Raw genomic sequence first — 12951 nt, 5'->3', positions numbered from 1 at the left:
CACGTTTGGCGCGCAGCAGTCCGGCGGGGGCCCGGGCTTCGCTCGCCGCTCGCGCCTGTCCTTCCAGGCATGCCACCACCTGCTCCAGGTGCTTGAGCTGCAACGGCTCTGCCTGCTTCTCGCGCGCAGGGTGCACGGCGCGAATCCCCTTGAGCACCTTGCGCACGACTGGCGCCTTGGTCGGATCGGGAAAGCCCTGGCTCGTATGCCACTGCGCCAACGCTGAAAGCCGCAGCTTCAAGGTATTCACCGCCAACACCCCGGCATGCGCCACGAGGTAACGCGCCACGCTGTCGCTGGTGGCGGGCAGGAATCCGCCCCAGCTCACCTCGAAGTGCTCGATGGCTGCTCGATAACTGCGGCGCGTGTTATCGCGGGTAGCGGCGTTGAGGTAACGATCCAGATCGCTCATGAAGGCCTTTTCGTACTGCTGAGAGGGCGTGCTCACGGCTAAAACCGCGATGACACGGGATAATACGCCAATATCCCATCTGTTAAATCATGAATTTTAACCGACAATTATTGATGCTATAGTATGTATATACATACTATGTACCACAGTACTAAATCGACGGAGACCCCATGGCTCGTGGCGGCATAAACAAAGCAGTCGTTCAAACGGCACGCCTGGCGATTCTCGCCCGTGGCGAAAACCCCAGCATCGATGCGGTACGCATCGAAATGGGTAATACCGGCTCGAAAACCACGATTCATCGCTACTTGAAGGAACTGGACGAGAGTGAAACGCGGCAGACCATCACCGAAGCGCCCATCGACGACGAACTGGGCGAACTGGTGGCGCGGCTTGCCCAACGCCTGAAAGAGAAAGCCCAGGAGCCCATTGACCTCGCGGTGGCGAAATTTGAGCAACAGAAAACCGCCCTGCTCGGCCAACTCGAAACGCTGCAAACAGCCCATAAGCAACTGCAGCAGCAATTCGATATCCAGACCGCGGCCCTAGCCGACGAAAGCGCGGCCCTGCAAACCGCCAGCACCAGCCTGCAGACCGAGCAAACCCGTAACGCCGGGCTGAGCCAGGCGTGCAGTGACTACGAGTTACGCATCAGCGACAAGGACGAACAGATTCGCTCGCTGGAAGACAAGCACCTGCACGCTCGGGATGCCCTGGAGCATTACCGCAACGCAATCAAAGAGCAGCGCGAACAGGAACAGCGACGCCACGAAGGCCAGGTGCAGCAGGTCCAGGCGGAACTACGCCAGGCCCAGCAGAGCGCAATGGTGCGCCAGGACGAGATCACCCAGTTGCACCGCGACAACGAGCGCTTGTTGATCGAGCATCGAGTAACCGTGAAGGAGCTGGCGGCACTGCAGGAGCAAGTGCGCAAAGACCAGGCGCAGCAACTCAAACTGAGCGAACAATTGAAGCAGATTGACAGCGAACGCACCCTGCTCCAGGAGCGCCTGCGGGTCGCGGCGCAGGACAGCCAGTCACGCCAGGCCGCGCTGAGCGAATTTCAGCAGGCCAACAAGGCACTGGAACTGGACCTGATCAAGGCCCGGGCCAGCATCGAGGCGTTGCGTCTGACGGCCGCCGTTGCAGCAACCGCCGAGGCAACGCCCAGCGCCTGATCAGTCGGCCACGGGCGTGCGCATGGTGACGAACTCTTCCGCCGCCGTCGGGTGTACGCCAATGGTTTCATCAAAATGCTGCTTGGTCGCGCCCGCCTTGAGCGCGATCGCCAGGCCCTGCACGATTTCCCCGGCGTCCGGGCCGACCATATGGCAACCCAGCACTCTGTCGGTGTCGGCGTCGACCACCAGTTTCATCAGGGTTTTCTCCTGGCAGTCGGTCAATGTCAGCTTCATTGGCCGGAAACGGCTTTCGAACACCGTCACCTTATGGCCTTTGCTCTTCGCGTCCTCCTCGCTCAGACCCACCGTGCCGATGTTCGGCAGGCTGAACACCGCCGTCGGGATCATCGCGTAGTCCACCGGGCGATACTGTTCCGGCTTGAACAGGCGGCGCGCCACGGCCATGCCTTCGGCCAGGGCCACCGGGGTCAGTTGCACGCGACCGATCACATCGCCAATCGCCAGGATCGACGATTCGGCGGTCTGATACAGGTCATCCACCTCGACAAAACCGCGTTTATCGAGTTTGACCCCGGTGTTTTCCAGGCCCAGGTTATCCAGCATCGGCCGGCGGCCGGTGGCGTAGAACACACAGTCCGTGTCCAGCACGCGCCCGTCTTTGAGGGTGGCCTTGAGACTGCCATCGGCTTGCTTGTCGATACGCTCGATATCGGCATTGAACTGCAGATCCAGGCCGCGCTTGGTCAATTCTTCCTGCAGGTGCTTGCGCACCGCACCGTCAAAACCGCGCAGGAACAGGTCGCCGCGATACAGTAAAGACGTCTGCGCACCCAAGCCATGGAAAATTCCAGCGAATTCAACAGCGATATAGCCACCGCCCACCACCAGCACGCGCTTGGGCAATGCCTTGAGGAAGAACGCTTCATTGGAACCAATCGCGTGCTCATGCCCCGGAATCTGCGGAATCTGCGGCCAGCCGCCGGTCGCGATCAGGATGTGCTTGGCCGTGAAGCGCTCGCCATTGATTTCCACCTGATGCGGATCGACCAGTCGCGCATGCCCTTCATGCAGGGTCACGCCACTGTTGACCAGCAGGTTGCGATAGATGCCGTTGAGACGATTGATCTCGCGGTCCTTGTTGGCGATCAGGGTCGCCCAGTCAAAGTTCGCTTCACCCAGGGACCAGCCAAAACCGCTGGCCTGCTCGAAGTCTTCGGCAAAATGCGCGCCGTAGACCAGCAGCTTCTTAGGCACGCAGCCGACGTTCACGCACGTGCCGCCCAGATAGCGGCTTTCCGCCACGGCCACCTTGGCGCCAAAGCCGGCAGCAAAGCGCGCGGCACGAACACCGCCGGAACCGGCGCCAATCACATACAGGTCAAAATCGTAGGCCATTTCACTCTCCTCGGCAGGCAATCAGCATACCGACTTAGTTGGGGCTGAAAAACGAAAAAGCCACCCGAAGGTGGCTTTCTCTCACAACAGGCGGGCAAACTTGAATCAGTAAGCCTTGCCGGTCTTGTAGAAGTGCTCGTAGCAGAAGTTGGTCGCTTCGATGTAGCCTTCGGCGCCACCGCAGTCAAAACGACGACCTTTGAACTTGTAGGCGATCACGCAACCGTCTTTGGCCTGCTTCAACAGGGCGTCGGTAATCTGGATCTCGCCCCCCTTGCCCGGCTCGGTTTCTTCGATCAGCTTGAAGATGTCCGGGGTCAGGATGTAACGACCGATGATCGCCAGGTTCGACGGGGCATCTTCAGGCGCTGGCTTCTCGACCATGTCACGCACGCGGATCAGGCCATCGCCGATATCGTCGCCGGCGATAACGCCGTACTTGTTGGTTTCTTGAGGATCAACCTCTTGAACCGCGACGATGGTGCAACGGTACTTCTGGTACAGCTTGACCATCTGGGTCAGCACGCCGTCGCCTTCCAGGTTCACACACAGGTCATCCGCCAGTACCACGGCGAACGGTTCGTCACCGATCAGCGGGCGGCCGGTCAGGATGGCGTGGCCGAGGCCTTTCATCTGGGTTTGACGGGTGTAGGAGAACGAGCACTCGTCGAGCAGCTTGCGGATGCCGACCAGGTATTTTTCCTTGTCAGTGCCTTTGATCTGGTTTTCCAGCTCGTAGCTGATGTCGAAGTGGTCTTCCAGGGCGCGTTTACCGCGGCCAGTGACGATAGAGATTTCATTCAAGCCAGCATCCAGTGCCTCTTCGACGCCGTACTGAATCAGTGGCTTGTTCACCACCGGCAGCATCTCTTTGGGCATGGCCTTGGTCGCTGGCAAGAAGCGAGTGCCGTAACCGGCTGCTGGGAACAAGCATTTCTTGATCATATGAGTCCTTACAAAGGGCTGTGCGTACGGAATTCGGCGCAGTCTAATCAGGCCGCAGGCACCTTACAATGGGTCCTGCTGGCGTTGCGATGTCAACATAGAGAAAAAATGTCGGCGTAAGTTCCGCTAATCCTACGAAGAGCTGCACAAACGGCACGACAAAAATAGCGTTGCCCTCTGGTTTAAAATGGGCTGCAACCCTTTTAACACGCTTTGACGCCTCAAACATTGACCTGGAATAACTTGGGCGGGGACGCGACAATTGGCGCTATCATTACGCCCTTGAACCAGACCACGAGATTGTTAATAGATGTCAGAACCCAAAGGCGTAAACGGCTACCTGATCACGCAGCGTGCGGACGGTTGGCACTTGATCAACTTCCACGGGGACAGCGTTGCCGGCTCGTTCGCGACCGAACGCGAAGCTGTTGCGGTAGCCGAAGTGTTTGTCGATGAAGCGGGTCACGCGTCGAGCAAGCGGCCGAAGGGCAAGTAAGCCTGCAAGCCCTACGCACAAAGCCCCGGTGATCGGGGCTTTTTTGTGTTGGTCATGTACCTACATGGCCGTTCGCTATAATCTTCTGCAAACGCCCCACGACAGTGTCCGCGCGCCCCTCCAACATCCTCGACGACGACCCCACATGAACAAAATTCTGGCACTCACCGCGGTACTGGCGCTCACCGGCTGCACCACCACCTCTGACGTTTATCTGAAAAACGGTGAACAGGGCCTGACGATCGACTGCTCGGGTGAAGCCAACTCCTGGGCCGGTTGCTATGAAAAGGCCGATGCGTCCTGCGCCGGCACCGGTTATCGCATCGTCGGCACCGAGGGCACGCCCGCCCTGAGCGAAGATGACAAGACCCTGGGCAAAGACGTGGGCAACTTCAAGAGCCGCAGCGTGGTGGTGGTCTGCAAGTAGGCGCCGCTGCCTTACATGTGAATTTCGGCAGACTTGATACCCAGACTGCGAATCGTCTCGATCAGGTCATCCAGACGCTGGAACGACTCCACTTCATCCTGATCATCCACCAGGAAAAAGCTGCGACCGCCGCTTTTTTTGAAGAATACGATCCACTCTCCCAGATCAGCGGGATTCTGGATGATATGGGTGGCCGAGATCTGACCTTCGACATGACGGGCTTTGACGTGTTCACGTTTCATTACGGAGTTCCAGGAAAAGACAAATGCCGCGCAAACCCAGGGCTTGAGCGGCATTTTTTGTAGTGCATGGCCGATAGTTTAACGGATACCCAGCCCGAGGAGCACACCGCCGACCATTTGACCGTAGAGATTGACCCCGTCATTGGCGTGAATTTATTCAGGACGGGACAGGATTCAAACGTGCCGTGTAAAACCCACGGCCTCAGCCGGAAATGCAGTCTTCCCCGGCCTTCTTCACATCGCCAGGACGGATCGGCACATTGGACATGCTCTCGTAGAGCTTTATGCTGCTGCCACTGGAGCGTTCCTCAATCTCGAAAATAGCCGACGGGTCAGTGGAGAATTTCTGCGGCACAATCACCTGCACGCCGTCTTTATGAGGCTCAATCTGCGGCGGCCGGCGGGTAGTCGACAATTTACGCACCACACAGGCGGCATATTCCTGCGGTTTTTTCCCTGAAATGACCGCTAGGGTCGGGGGGGTCTGCTTGATATCTGCAACCGAAGCACACCCACCTATCGCCAAGGCCAGAACCAACACACTCCACTTCATATAAAACCTCCGATAAAGACCCTACGACAGCGGGGATGGTAATTTTCTCCCGCCCACGTAGGATTTATCTCTGATAACTCGGCAAATAACTGTTTTAAATTGTCGACGTCGTCGACGACGGCCCGATAATAAACGCGCTGGGGCTGATAAACTCTATCTTAACCTACGTATCGTTCTGATTTTTCAGAAAAAGCCCTTCTGGAGACACCCCCCATGAAATTCATCCACCAGCGTGAGCACCTCAACGAGGGAGACATTGTTGTCATTGAATGCTCGCAGACTTGTAATATTCGTCTGATGAGCGATGCGAATTTTCGCAGCTTCAAGAATGGCGGTCGTCACACCTACCACGGCGGCGCATTCGACAAGTTCCCCGCGAAAATCACCGCGCCCAGCACCGGTTTCTGGAACATCACCCTGGACGTTGTGACACGCCGCGCCATCAGCGTCACCCGCACACCTGCGCTGTCCCACAAGATCCGCATCGTTCGTCGCACCAACAGCAAATTGAGCTGAGCCGAACACTCGACAGGAAAAAAGCTGTGACCACGACCAAATACGTCATCAAGTACAAGCTCAACGGCGAACGCCGCTTTGAGTTTGCGCAACTGCAAAGCAACAGCGTCGAAGAAGCCAAGCAAGTCCTGGCGAAGATTCACGACACCAGCGATGAAATCACTGACATCAACGTGAGCAAGGCGCTGTAAGCCCATGCCCGGCCCGACCGCCGACCTGTTTGCCGAAGACGCCCTGCAACAACCCGCAGGGCGTGAGCAGATTGGCGAACAGTCCCACGTTCTGAGGGGCTATGCCCTGCCCTACATTGAGCATCTTCTGCCAGCGTTGCGGCGCGTGCTGGCTCAGTCGCCGTTTCGGCAAATGGTCACGCCCGGTGGTTTCACCATGTCGGCTGCCCTGAGCAGTTGCGGTGAGCTGGGGTGGACCACCGATCCCAGCGGCTACCGCTACAGCGCGCTTGACCCGCGCAGTGGTCAACCCTGGCCAGCCATGCCCGAGACCTTGCGCCAACTGGCGGCACACGCAGCGGCCGACGCCGGGTTCAGCGATTTTGTGCCCGACGCCTGCCTGATCAACCGTTATGTGCCGGGGGCCAAGATGTCGTTACACCAGGACAAGAACGAACGCTGCTACACCGCGCCGGTGGTTTCCGTGTCGCTGGGGCTGCCAGCGGTCTTCCTGTTCGGCGGCCATGCACGCAGTGACAAGCCCCAAAAAATCTCGTTGTTCCATGGCGATGTGGTGGTGTGGGGCGGGGTCGATCGCCTGCGTTTTCATGGCGTCATGCCGGTCAAGGACGGTGCGCATCCGGTCATGGGCGCGCAACGCATCAACCTGACCTTTCGTACCGCCGGCTGATTTGACCGCAAGCTTCAGAGTGCCAGGCCACTGCGACATGACTAATCTGTCCGTGACCCGTCATGAGAACAGGCAATGAATAACGAACATGACCCCCGTTGGGCGGCAATCCTCGCCCGCGATCCCCAGGCGGATGCGCTGTTTGTCTATGGGGTGAAAACCACCGGCGTGTATTGCCGTCCCAGCAGCGCCTCGCGCTTGCCGCGACCGGAAAACGTCGAGTTCTTTGAAACGCCCCAGGAGGCCGAGACGGCAGGCTATCGCCCAAGCAAACGCGCGACCGGCGACCAGACGCAGCGCGCGGCGCGATACGCCGAGCTTGTAGCCAACGCCTGTCGGCAGATCGAACACGCCGAAACCCCGCCCAGCCTCGACCAACTGGCCCTGCAGGCTGGGTTGAGTCCGTTCCATTTCCATCGGGTGTTCAAGTCAGTCACCGGTATCACCCCCAAGGGTTATGCCAGCGCCCAGCGCTCACGCAAAGTGCGCGAGGGGCTCAAGGGGCGCAACACGGTGACCGACGTGCTGTATGACGCAGGCTTCAATTCCAACAGCCGCTTCTATGAATCGGCGGATCAACTGCTTGGCATGAAGCCAAGCGATTACAAAGCCGGCGGCACGAATACTCACATCCATTTTGCCGTCGGCCAGTGTTCCCTCGGCGCGATTCTGGTGGCGCAAAGTCATCGCGGCGTGTGCGCGATCCTCCTGGGCGACGAGCCGGACGCGCTGGTGCGTGACCTGCAGGACCAATTCCCCAAGGCCGAACTGCTCGGCGCCGACCCGGCTTTCGAGCAGTTGGTCGCTCAGGTGGTGGGGTTTATAGAAGCCCCCGCCCTGGGCCTGGACTTACCGCTGGATCTGCGCGGCACGGCCTTTCAGGAACGGGTGTGGCAGGCCTTGCGCGACATCCCGGTGGGCAGCACCGCCAGCTATGCGCAGATCGCCGAACGGATTGGCGCGCCCACATCCTTTCGTGCCGTGGCCCAGGCCTGTGGCGCTAACCGCCTGGCAGTCGCCATTCCGTGCCACCGGGTAGTGCGCAGTAACGGCGACTTGTCGGGCTACCGATGGGGCGTGGAACGCAAGCGCCTGTTACTGGAGCGCGAGCGCGACGTCTAAAACAACCGGCCACCACTGCACGAAACGCAGGCTGCGTCCAGTGAATAAAACAGACTGGCAGGGCGCCAAGGGCCCTGCTAAAACAGCGAAAATTCTTACTAACGCTGGAGACGCATCCCATGAGCACCTGGCCAGACACGCGCATTCTCGACCTGTTGGGCATCGATGTGCCGATCATCCAGGCGCCCATGGCCGGTGCGACCACTGCGCAAATGGTCATCGCCGCCAACGAGGCCGGCGCGCTGGGTTCGATGCCGGCAGCGGCGCTGAGTATCGAGCAATTGCGTGACGCTTTGGCCACTGTCCGCCAGGCCAGCACGCGGCCAATCAATGTGAATTTCTTCTGCCACCAACCGCCCGAGGCGGACGAAGCGCGTGATCGGCGCTGGAAGGACCTGCTACAACCCTACTACCGCGAACTGGGCGCCGACTTTGATGCGCCGACGCCGGTAACCAACCGTGCGCCGTTCAACGAAGACGCCTGCCAAGTCGTTGAAGCATTTCGCCCTGAGGTGGTCAGTTTCCATTTTGGTTTGCCGGAAAAGTCCCTGCTCGACCGCGTCAAAGCGACCGGCGCCAAGGTGCTGTCATCGGCCACGACCGTCGAAGAGGCGATTTGGCTGGAACAGCATGGCTGCGACGCGATCATCGCCATGGGCCTTGAAGCCGGCGGCCACCGTGGCATGTTTCTCAGCGACGACCTCAATAGCCAGATCGGCTTGATGGCGCTGGTGCCGCAGATCGTCGACGCTGTCAGCGTGCCAGTGATCGCCGCCGGCGGCATCGCTGACGCGCGCGGGATCGCCGCCGCCTTCGCTTTGGGTGCCTCTGCCGTGCAGATGGGTACGGCGTACCTGTTCACCCCCGAAGCCACGGTCAGCCCTTCGCACCACCATGCATTGCGCCATGCCCAGGCCAGTGAAACGGCGCTGACCAACCTGTTCACCGGCCGGCCGGCGCGGGGCATCGTCAACCGGGTGATGCGTGAGTTGGGCGCGATCAACCCATTGGCCCCGGCATTTCCGAGGGCAGGCGGTGCCTTATTGCCACTCAAGGCCAAGGATGAAGCGGGCTTCAGCAACTTATGGGCGGGCCAGGCGTTGCGCCTGGGTAAAGAGATAGGCACCTATGAGCTGACCCGCGAACTGGTCAAACAAACGCTGGCGAAGCTCAAATAGACCCAACCGCTGTGGCAACTTTGCACTGTACCGGCAATGGCCAACCGCTATATATTCCCCTACATAGCGGTTGAGCCTTCTACCTATAACAAGCCGTACATTTCCTAAGGAGCTGCTTCATGACGATTCGCGCCTCACGCCTGGCCCCTACCGCCCTGGCCAGCCTGATTGCTGCCTGCGCTTTGGGTCCGGCCCACGCCGATGAAGTCCAGGTGGCCGTCGCGGCCAACTTCACCGCACCGATCCAGGCGATTGCCGCCGATTTCCAGAAGGACACCGGGCACACGCTGGTCGCCGCCTACGGCGCCACCGGGCAGTTCTACACCCAGATCAAGAACGGCGCGCCGTTCGACGTGTTCCTCAGCGCCGACGACACCACCCCGCAAAAACTCGAGACCGAAGGCGATACCGTCAAGGGGTCGCGCTTTACCTACGCGGTCGGCACCCTGGCGCTGTGGTCGGCCAAGGAAGGTTATGTCGATGCCAAGGGCGATGTGCTGAAGCAGAACGCGTTCAAACACCTGTCCATCGCCAACCCGAAAGCCGCGCCCTACGGGCTGGCCGCCACCCAGGTGCTGGCCAAGGAAGGTCTGACCGACAAGGTCAAGGACAAGCTCGTCGAGGGCCAGAACATCACCCAGGCCTATCAGTTTGTGTCCACCGGCAATGCCGAGCTGGGGTTTGTGGCCTTGTCGCAGATCTACAAAGACGGCAAAGTCACCAGCGGTTCGGCATGGGTCGTCCCGGCCGCCATGCATGACCCGATCAAACAGGACGCGGTGATCCTCAACAAGGGCAAAGACAGCGCCGCTGCCAAGGCGCTGGTCGAGTACCTGAAAGGGCCGAAAGCCGCTGCCGTTATCAAGTCCTACGGTTACGAGCTCTAAATGCCGCTATCGAGTGCCGATTTTTCCGCGATCTGGTTGACCATCAAACTGGCGTCACTGACCACGGTGATCCTGCTGGTCATCGGCACGCCAATTGCCCTGTGGCTGTCGCGCACCCGCTCATGGTGGCGCGGGCCTATCGGCGCGGTGGTCGCCCTGCCGTTGGTGCTGCCGCCCACGGTCATCGGCTTCTACCTGCTGCTGACGATGGGGCCCCATGGTTACTTCGGCCAGTTCACCCAATGGCTGGGCCTGGGCACCCTGACCTTCAGTTTCGCCGGGCTGGTGATCGGCTCAGTGATCTATTCCATGCCGTTCGTGGTGCAGCCGTTGCAAAACGCCTTCTCCGCCATCGGTACACGCCCGCTGGAAGTGGCCGCGACCTTGCGCGCCAATCCCTGGGACACGTTCTTCAGCGTGATCCTGCCCCTGGCCCGCCCGGGGTTTATCACCGCGTCGATTCTCGGTTTTGCGCATACCGTCGGCGAGTTCGGCGTGGTGCTGATGATCGGCGGCAATATCCCGGACAAGACCCGGGTCGTCTCGGTGCAGATCTACGACCATGTCGAAGCGATGGAGTATGCCCAGGCGCACTGGTTGGCCGGCGCCATGGTGGTGTTCGCGTTTCTCGTGTTGCTGGCGCTCTATTCCAGCCGTAACACCAAGATGGGCTGGAGCTGATGTCGATGATTGATGTACGCCTGCACCTTAAGTATTCCGCCTTTGCCCTGGAGGTGGACCTGCATCTGCCCGGGCGTGGCGTCACCGCGCTGTATGGGCATTCCGGCTCCGGCAAGACCACCTGCCTGCGCTGCATTGCCGGGCTGGAACGTGCCGCGGACGGGTTTGTCCAGGTCAACGATGAAGTCTGGCAAGACAGCCGCAGCGGGCTGTTCGTGCCGCCGCATAAACGTGCGCTGGGCTATGTGTTCCAGGAGGCGAGCCTGTTCCCCCATCTGTCGGTGCGGGCCAATCTGGAATTCGGCCTCAAGCGCATCCCGCGTGCGCAACGTCGCGTCGACATGGCCCAGGCCACCGAACTGCTGGGTATCGGTCACCTGCTTGAGCGGCATCCGCAGCACTTGTCCGGCGGCGAGCGCCAGCGCATCGGCATCGCCCGCGCGTTACTGACCAGCCCGCGCCTGTTGTTGATGGACGAACCGCTGGCCGCCCTCGACAGTAAACGCAAGAGCGAAATCCTGCCGTACCTGGAACGCCTGCACGACGAACTGGACATTCCGGTGCTCTACGTCAGCCATGCCCAGGACGAGGTGGCGCGCCTGGCCGATCACATCGTGTTGCTCAGTGAGGGCAAGGCCCTGGCCAGTGGCCCCATCGCTGAAACCCTGGCGCGGCTGGATTTGCCCTTGGCGTTGGGCGACGACGCGGGCGTGGTCATCAGTGGCAAGGTGAGCGCTTACGACGCGCACTATCAGTTGCTCAGCCTGCAACTGCCCGGCAGCGCCTTGCACATGCGTGTCGCCCATGCGCCGCTGGCCTTGGGCAAAGCCTTGCGGATCAAGGTGCAGGCGCGCGATGTGAGCCTCAATTTGCAGGCGGAAGAACATAGCAGCATCCTCAATCGCCTGCCGGTGACGGTCATCCAGGAGATTGCGGCGGACAACAACGCCCACGTGTTGGTGCGCCTCGATGCGGGCGGCACGCCGCTGCTGGCACGGATCACCCGCTTCTCCCGTGACCAATTGCAACTGCACCCCGGCCAGACGCTATGGGCACAAATCAAGGCAGTGGCGGTGCTGGCGTAAGCCACAAAAACCTTTTGGCACGAGCGCACCCCGCTGGCCCGATTTGTTGCCAAGGAATGCGCGCCATGCCCGATTCTGCATCGCCCGCCGACTTGCTGAACAAAACCAAGGTGGGTTAGCCTCTGCATCCCTCCTGATTTACCGGACGACCGCCGACGTGAACCGCTAAGCCTTCCAAAATGTATCTGCAACGAGCCGCCTGGCGTGCTTGTTGGCCTGTTCGACATTTTTTTGGAGGTGCTGATGACTGACGTCAACCGGCTACCCGTATTGGTTTCCCTGCAACACCTGTCCTTCCAGTTCGCCGATGGCGAAACCCTGCTGGACGACCTGAACCTGTCCATTGACCACACACCCACTGGCATTGTCGGCCGCAATGGGCGCGGCAAAAGTATTCTGGCCAGGTTGATTGCCGGGAGGCTGGCGCCCACTTCCGGCAGCCGCGAGGGTTCTGCCAGCGTTGTGTATGTGCCGCAAACCCTGGTTATCGAGCCTGGCGACAGCATCGCCCACGTCACCGGTATCGCCCAGGCATTGGCCGCACTTGAGCGCATGGCGCAAGGCGCCGGCCGGGCCGACGACCTGGAACTGATCGACGATCGCTGGGACCTGGCCGAGCGCTTGCGCACCGCGCTGGATGTGGCAGGGCTGCAACCCCTTCATGCGCACACCTCTGCCCATCACCTCAGTGGGGGTCAGTTGGCCAGGGTTGCGCTGATAGGTGCGTTGCTGGCCTGTCCTCAGTTGCTGATTCTCGATGAGCCGACCAATCACCTCGACAGCGCCGGGCGTGATTGGCTGCTGCAGGTGCTGAGTGACTGGCGCGGCGGCCTGGTGGTGGTCAGCCATGATCGGCAACTGCTCAACGCCATGGGGCGCATTATCGAACTGTCGCCCCTTGGCGCCCGGGCGTATGGCGGCAACTACGAAACCTATCGACAACAGCGCGATACGCAGCAGCACGCCGCCATCGCCGCCTGGGAGCACGCCCGCCTGGAGCGCAGCCGCG

General features: G+C 60.4%; 16 protein-coding genes and 1 pseudogene. 12 read left to right on the top strand and 5 right to left on the bottom strand.

Annotated features, from left to right (window positions below; translation table 11 throughout):
* Positions 1-448, bottom strand: a pseudogene (locus L9Z73_RS15330) (hypothetical protein); the annotation flags it as partial.
* A gap of 134 nt (positions 449-582) precedes the next feature.
* Between L9Z73_RS15330 and L9Z73_RS15325 the strand changes: the two are divergent.
* Positions 583-1590 (top strand): DNA-binding protein, encoded by a 1008-nt coding sequence (locus L9Z73_RS15325; protein WP_247402412.1) that lies wholly within the window; start codon positions 583-585, stop codon positions 1588-1590.
* On the opposite strand, the gene gorA is transcribed toward L9Z73_RS15325, so the two are convergent.
* Together gorA and galU are read right to left on the bottom strand one after the other, a co-directional pair.
* Positions 1591-2949, bottom strand: coding sequence for a glutathione-disulfide reductase (gene gorA / locus L9Z73_RS15320; RefSeq protein ID WP_247402410.1), 1359 nt, complete (start codon positions 2947-2949; stop codon positions 1591-1593).
* Between the two features lie 105 nt (positions 2950-3054).
* A complete protein-coding gene (galU, locus tag L9Z73_RS15315; RefSeq protein ID WP_003212579.1) occupies positions 3055-3894 on the bottom strand; it encodes a UTP--glucose-1-phosphate uridylyltransferase GalU in 840 nt (279 codons plus the stop codon).
* Between the two features lie 310 nt (positions 3895-4204).
* On the opposite strand from galU, the gene L9Z73_RS15310 reads away from it, so the two are divergent.
* Positions 4205-4390 (top strand): hypothetical protein, encoded by a 186-nt coding sequence (locus L9Z73_RS15310; RefSeq protein WP_247402407.1) that lies wholly within the window; start codon positions 4205-4207, stop codon positions 4388-4390.
* A 145-nt stretch (positions 4391-4535) separates the two neighbouring features.
* The gene (locus L9Z73_RS15305; RefSeq protein WP_247402404.1) at positions 4536-4817 is read left to right on the top strand and encodes a YgdI/YgdR family lipoprotein; all 282 of its coding nucleotides are present in this window, start codon (positions 4536-4538) and stop codon (positions 4815-4817) included.
* A gap of 11 nt (positions 4818-4828) precedes the next feature.
* Here L9Z73_RS15305 and L9Z73_RS15300 read toward each other — a convergent pair whose 3' ends face one another.
* Together L9Z73_RS15300 and L9Z73_RS15295 are read right to left on the bottom strand one after the other, a co-directional pair.
* The gene (locus L9Z73_RS15300; RefSeq protein ID WP_247402402.1) at positions 4829-5059 is read right to left on the bottom strand and encodes a hypothetical protein; all 231 of its coding nucleotides are present in this window, start codon (positions 5057-5059) and stop codon (positions 4829-4831) included.
* Positions 5060-5261: 202 nt separating this feature from the next.
* Positions 5262-5612 (bottom strand): hypothetical protein, encoded by a 351-nt coding sequence (locus L9Z73_RS15295; protein ID WP_247402399.1) that lies wholly within the window; start codon positions 5610-5612, stop codon positions 5262-5264.
* Positions 5613-5825: 213 nt separating this feature from the next.
* Here L9Z73_RS15295 and L9Z73_RS15290 point away from each other — a divergent pair, with 213 nt between their 5' ends.
* From L9Z73_RS15290 to L9Z73_RS15250, 9 genes are all read left to right on the top strand, one after another.
* Positions 5826-6128 (top strand): DUF1883 domain-containing protein, encoded by a 303-nt coding sequence (locus L9Z73_RS15290; protein ID WP_247402396.1) that lies wholly within the window; start codon positions 5826-5828, stop codon positions 6126-6128.
* A gap of 26 nt (positions 6129-6154) precedes the next feature.
* Positions 6155-6319: a hypothetical protein gene (locus L9Z73_RS15285; protein ID WP_247402393.1), complete on the top strand. Its 165-nt coding sequence runs from the start codon at positions 6155-6157 to the stop codon at positions 6317-6319.
* Between the two features lie 4 nt (positions 6320-6323).
* Positions 6324-6989, top strand: coding sequence for a DNA oxidative demethylase AlkB (gene alkB, locus L9Z73_RS15280; RefSeq protein ID WP_247402389.1), 666 nt, complete (start codon positions 6324-6326; stop codon positions 6987-6989).
* A 75-nt stretch (positions 6990-7064) separates the two neighbouring features.
* A complete protein-coding gene (ada, locus tag L9Z73_RS15275; protein WP_247402386.1) occupies positions 7065-8111 on the top strand; it encodes a bifunctional DNA-binding transcriptional regulator/O6-methylguanine-DNA methyltransferase Ada in 1047 nt (348 codons plus the stop codon).
* A gap of 119 nt (positions 8112-8230) precedes the next feature.
* Positions 8231-9289, top strand: a complete 1059-nt coding sequence (locus L9Z73_RS15270) for an NAD(P)H-dependent flavin oxidoreductase (RefSeq protein WP_247402383.1) — start codon at positions 8231-8233, stop codon at positions 9287-9289.
* Between the two features lie 119 nt (positions 9290-9408).
* The gene (modA, locus tag L9Z73_RS15265) at positions 9409-10176 is read left to right on the top strand and encodes a molybdate ABC transporter substrate-binding protein (protein WP_247402381.1); all 768 of its coding nucleotides are present in this window, start codon (positions 9409-9411) and stop codon (positions 10174-10176) included.
* Positions 10177-10857: a molybdate ABC transporter permease subunit gene (modB, locus tag L9Z73_RS15260; protein WP_247402378.1), complete on the top strand. Its 681-nt coding sequence runs from the start codon at positions 10177-10179 to the stop codon at positions 10855-10857. It begins immediately after the preceding gene.
* 5 nt (positions 10858-10862) lie between these two features.
* A complete protein-coding gene (gene modC, locus L9Z73_RS15255; RefSeq protein WP_247402375.1) occupies positions 10863-11942 on the top strand; it encodes a molybdenum ABC transporter ATP-binding protein in 1080 nt (359 codons plus the stop codon).
* 243 nt (positions 11943-12185) lie between these two features.
* On the top strand, positions 12186-12951 hold a 766-nt coding region (locus L9Z73_RS15250), incomplete at its 3' end, for an ATP-binding cassette domain-containing protein (protein WP_247402372.1).

It is taken from the genome of Pseudomonas emilianonis (assembly GCF_023072625.1).
GTDB lineage: Bacteria > Pseudomonadota > Gammaproteobacteria > Pseudomonadales > Pseudomonadaceae > Aquipseudomonas > Aquipseudomonas paraveronii.
Note: the sequence above shows the minus strand (reverse complement) of the source record. Positions and strands in the feature narration are given on the sequence as shown.

What these genes read in the sequence shown, in the direction of transcription:
- L9Z73_RS15310 (WP_247402407.1), top strand. Translation starts at nt 4,205, where the DNA reads ATGTCAGAACCCAAAGGCGTAAACGGCTACCTGATCACGCAGCGTGCG.
- galU (WP_003212579.1), bottom strand. Translation starts at nt 3,894, where the DNA reads ATGATCAAGAAATGCTTGTTCCCAGCAGCCGGTTACGGCACTCGCTTC.
- modB (WP_247402378.1), top strand. Translation starts at nt 10,177, where the DNA reads ATGCCGCTATCGAGTGCCGATTTTTCCGCGATCTGGTTGACCATCAAA.
- modA (WP_247402381.1), top strand. Translation starts at nt 9,409, where the DNA reads ATGACGATTCGCGCCTCACGCCTGGCCCCTACCGCCCTGGCCAGCCTG.
- L9Z73_RS15295 (WP_247402399.1), bottom strand. Translation starts at nt 5,612, where the DNA reads ATGAAGTGGAGTGTGTTGGTTCTGGCCTTGGCGATAGGTGGGTGTGCT.
- L9Z73_RS15290 (WP_247402396.1), top strand. Translation starts at nt 5,826, where the DNA reads ATGAAATTCATCCACCAGCGTGAGCACCTCAACGAGGGAGACATTGTT.
- L9Z73_RS15325 (WP_247402412.1), top strand. Translation starts at nt 583, where the DNA reads ATGGCTCGTGGCGGCATAAACAAAGCAGTCGTTCAAACGGCACGCCTG.
- L9Z73_RS15300 (WP_247402402.1), bottom strand. Translation starts at nt 5,059, where the DNA reads ATGAAACGTGAACACGTCAAAGCCCGTCATGTCGAAGGTCAGATCTCG.
- ada (WP_247402386.1), top strand. Translation starts at nt 7,065, where the DNA reads ATGAATAACGAACATGACCCCCGTTGGGCGGCAATCCTCGCCCGCGAT.
- L9Z73_RS15270 (WP_247402383.1), top strand. Translation starts at nt 8,231, where the DNA reads ATGAGCACCTGGCCAGACACGCGCATTCTCGACCTGTTGGGCATCGAT.
- modC (WP_247402375.1), top strand. Translation starts at nt 10,863, where the DNA reads ATGATTGATGTACGCCTGCACCTTAAGTATTCCGCCTTTGCCCTGGAG.
- L9Z73_RS15305 (WP_247402404.1), top strand. Translation starts at nt 4,536, where the DNA reads ATGAACAAAATTCTGGCACTCACCGCGGTACTGGCGCTCACCGGCTGC.
- alkB (WP_247402389.1), top strand. Translation starts at nt 6,324, where the DNA reads ATGCCCGGCCCGACCGCCGACCTGTTTGCCGAAGACGCCCTGCAACAA.
- gorA (WP_247402410.1), bottom strand. Translation starts at nt 2,949, where the DNA reads ATGGCCTACGATTTTGACCTGTATGTGATTGGCGCCGGTTCCGGCGGT.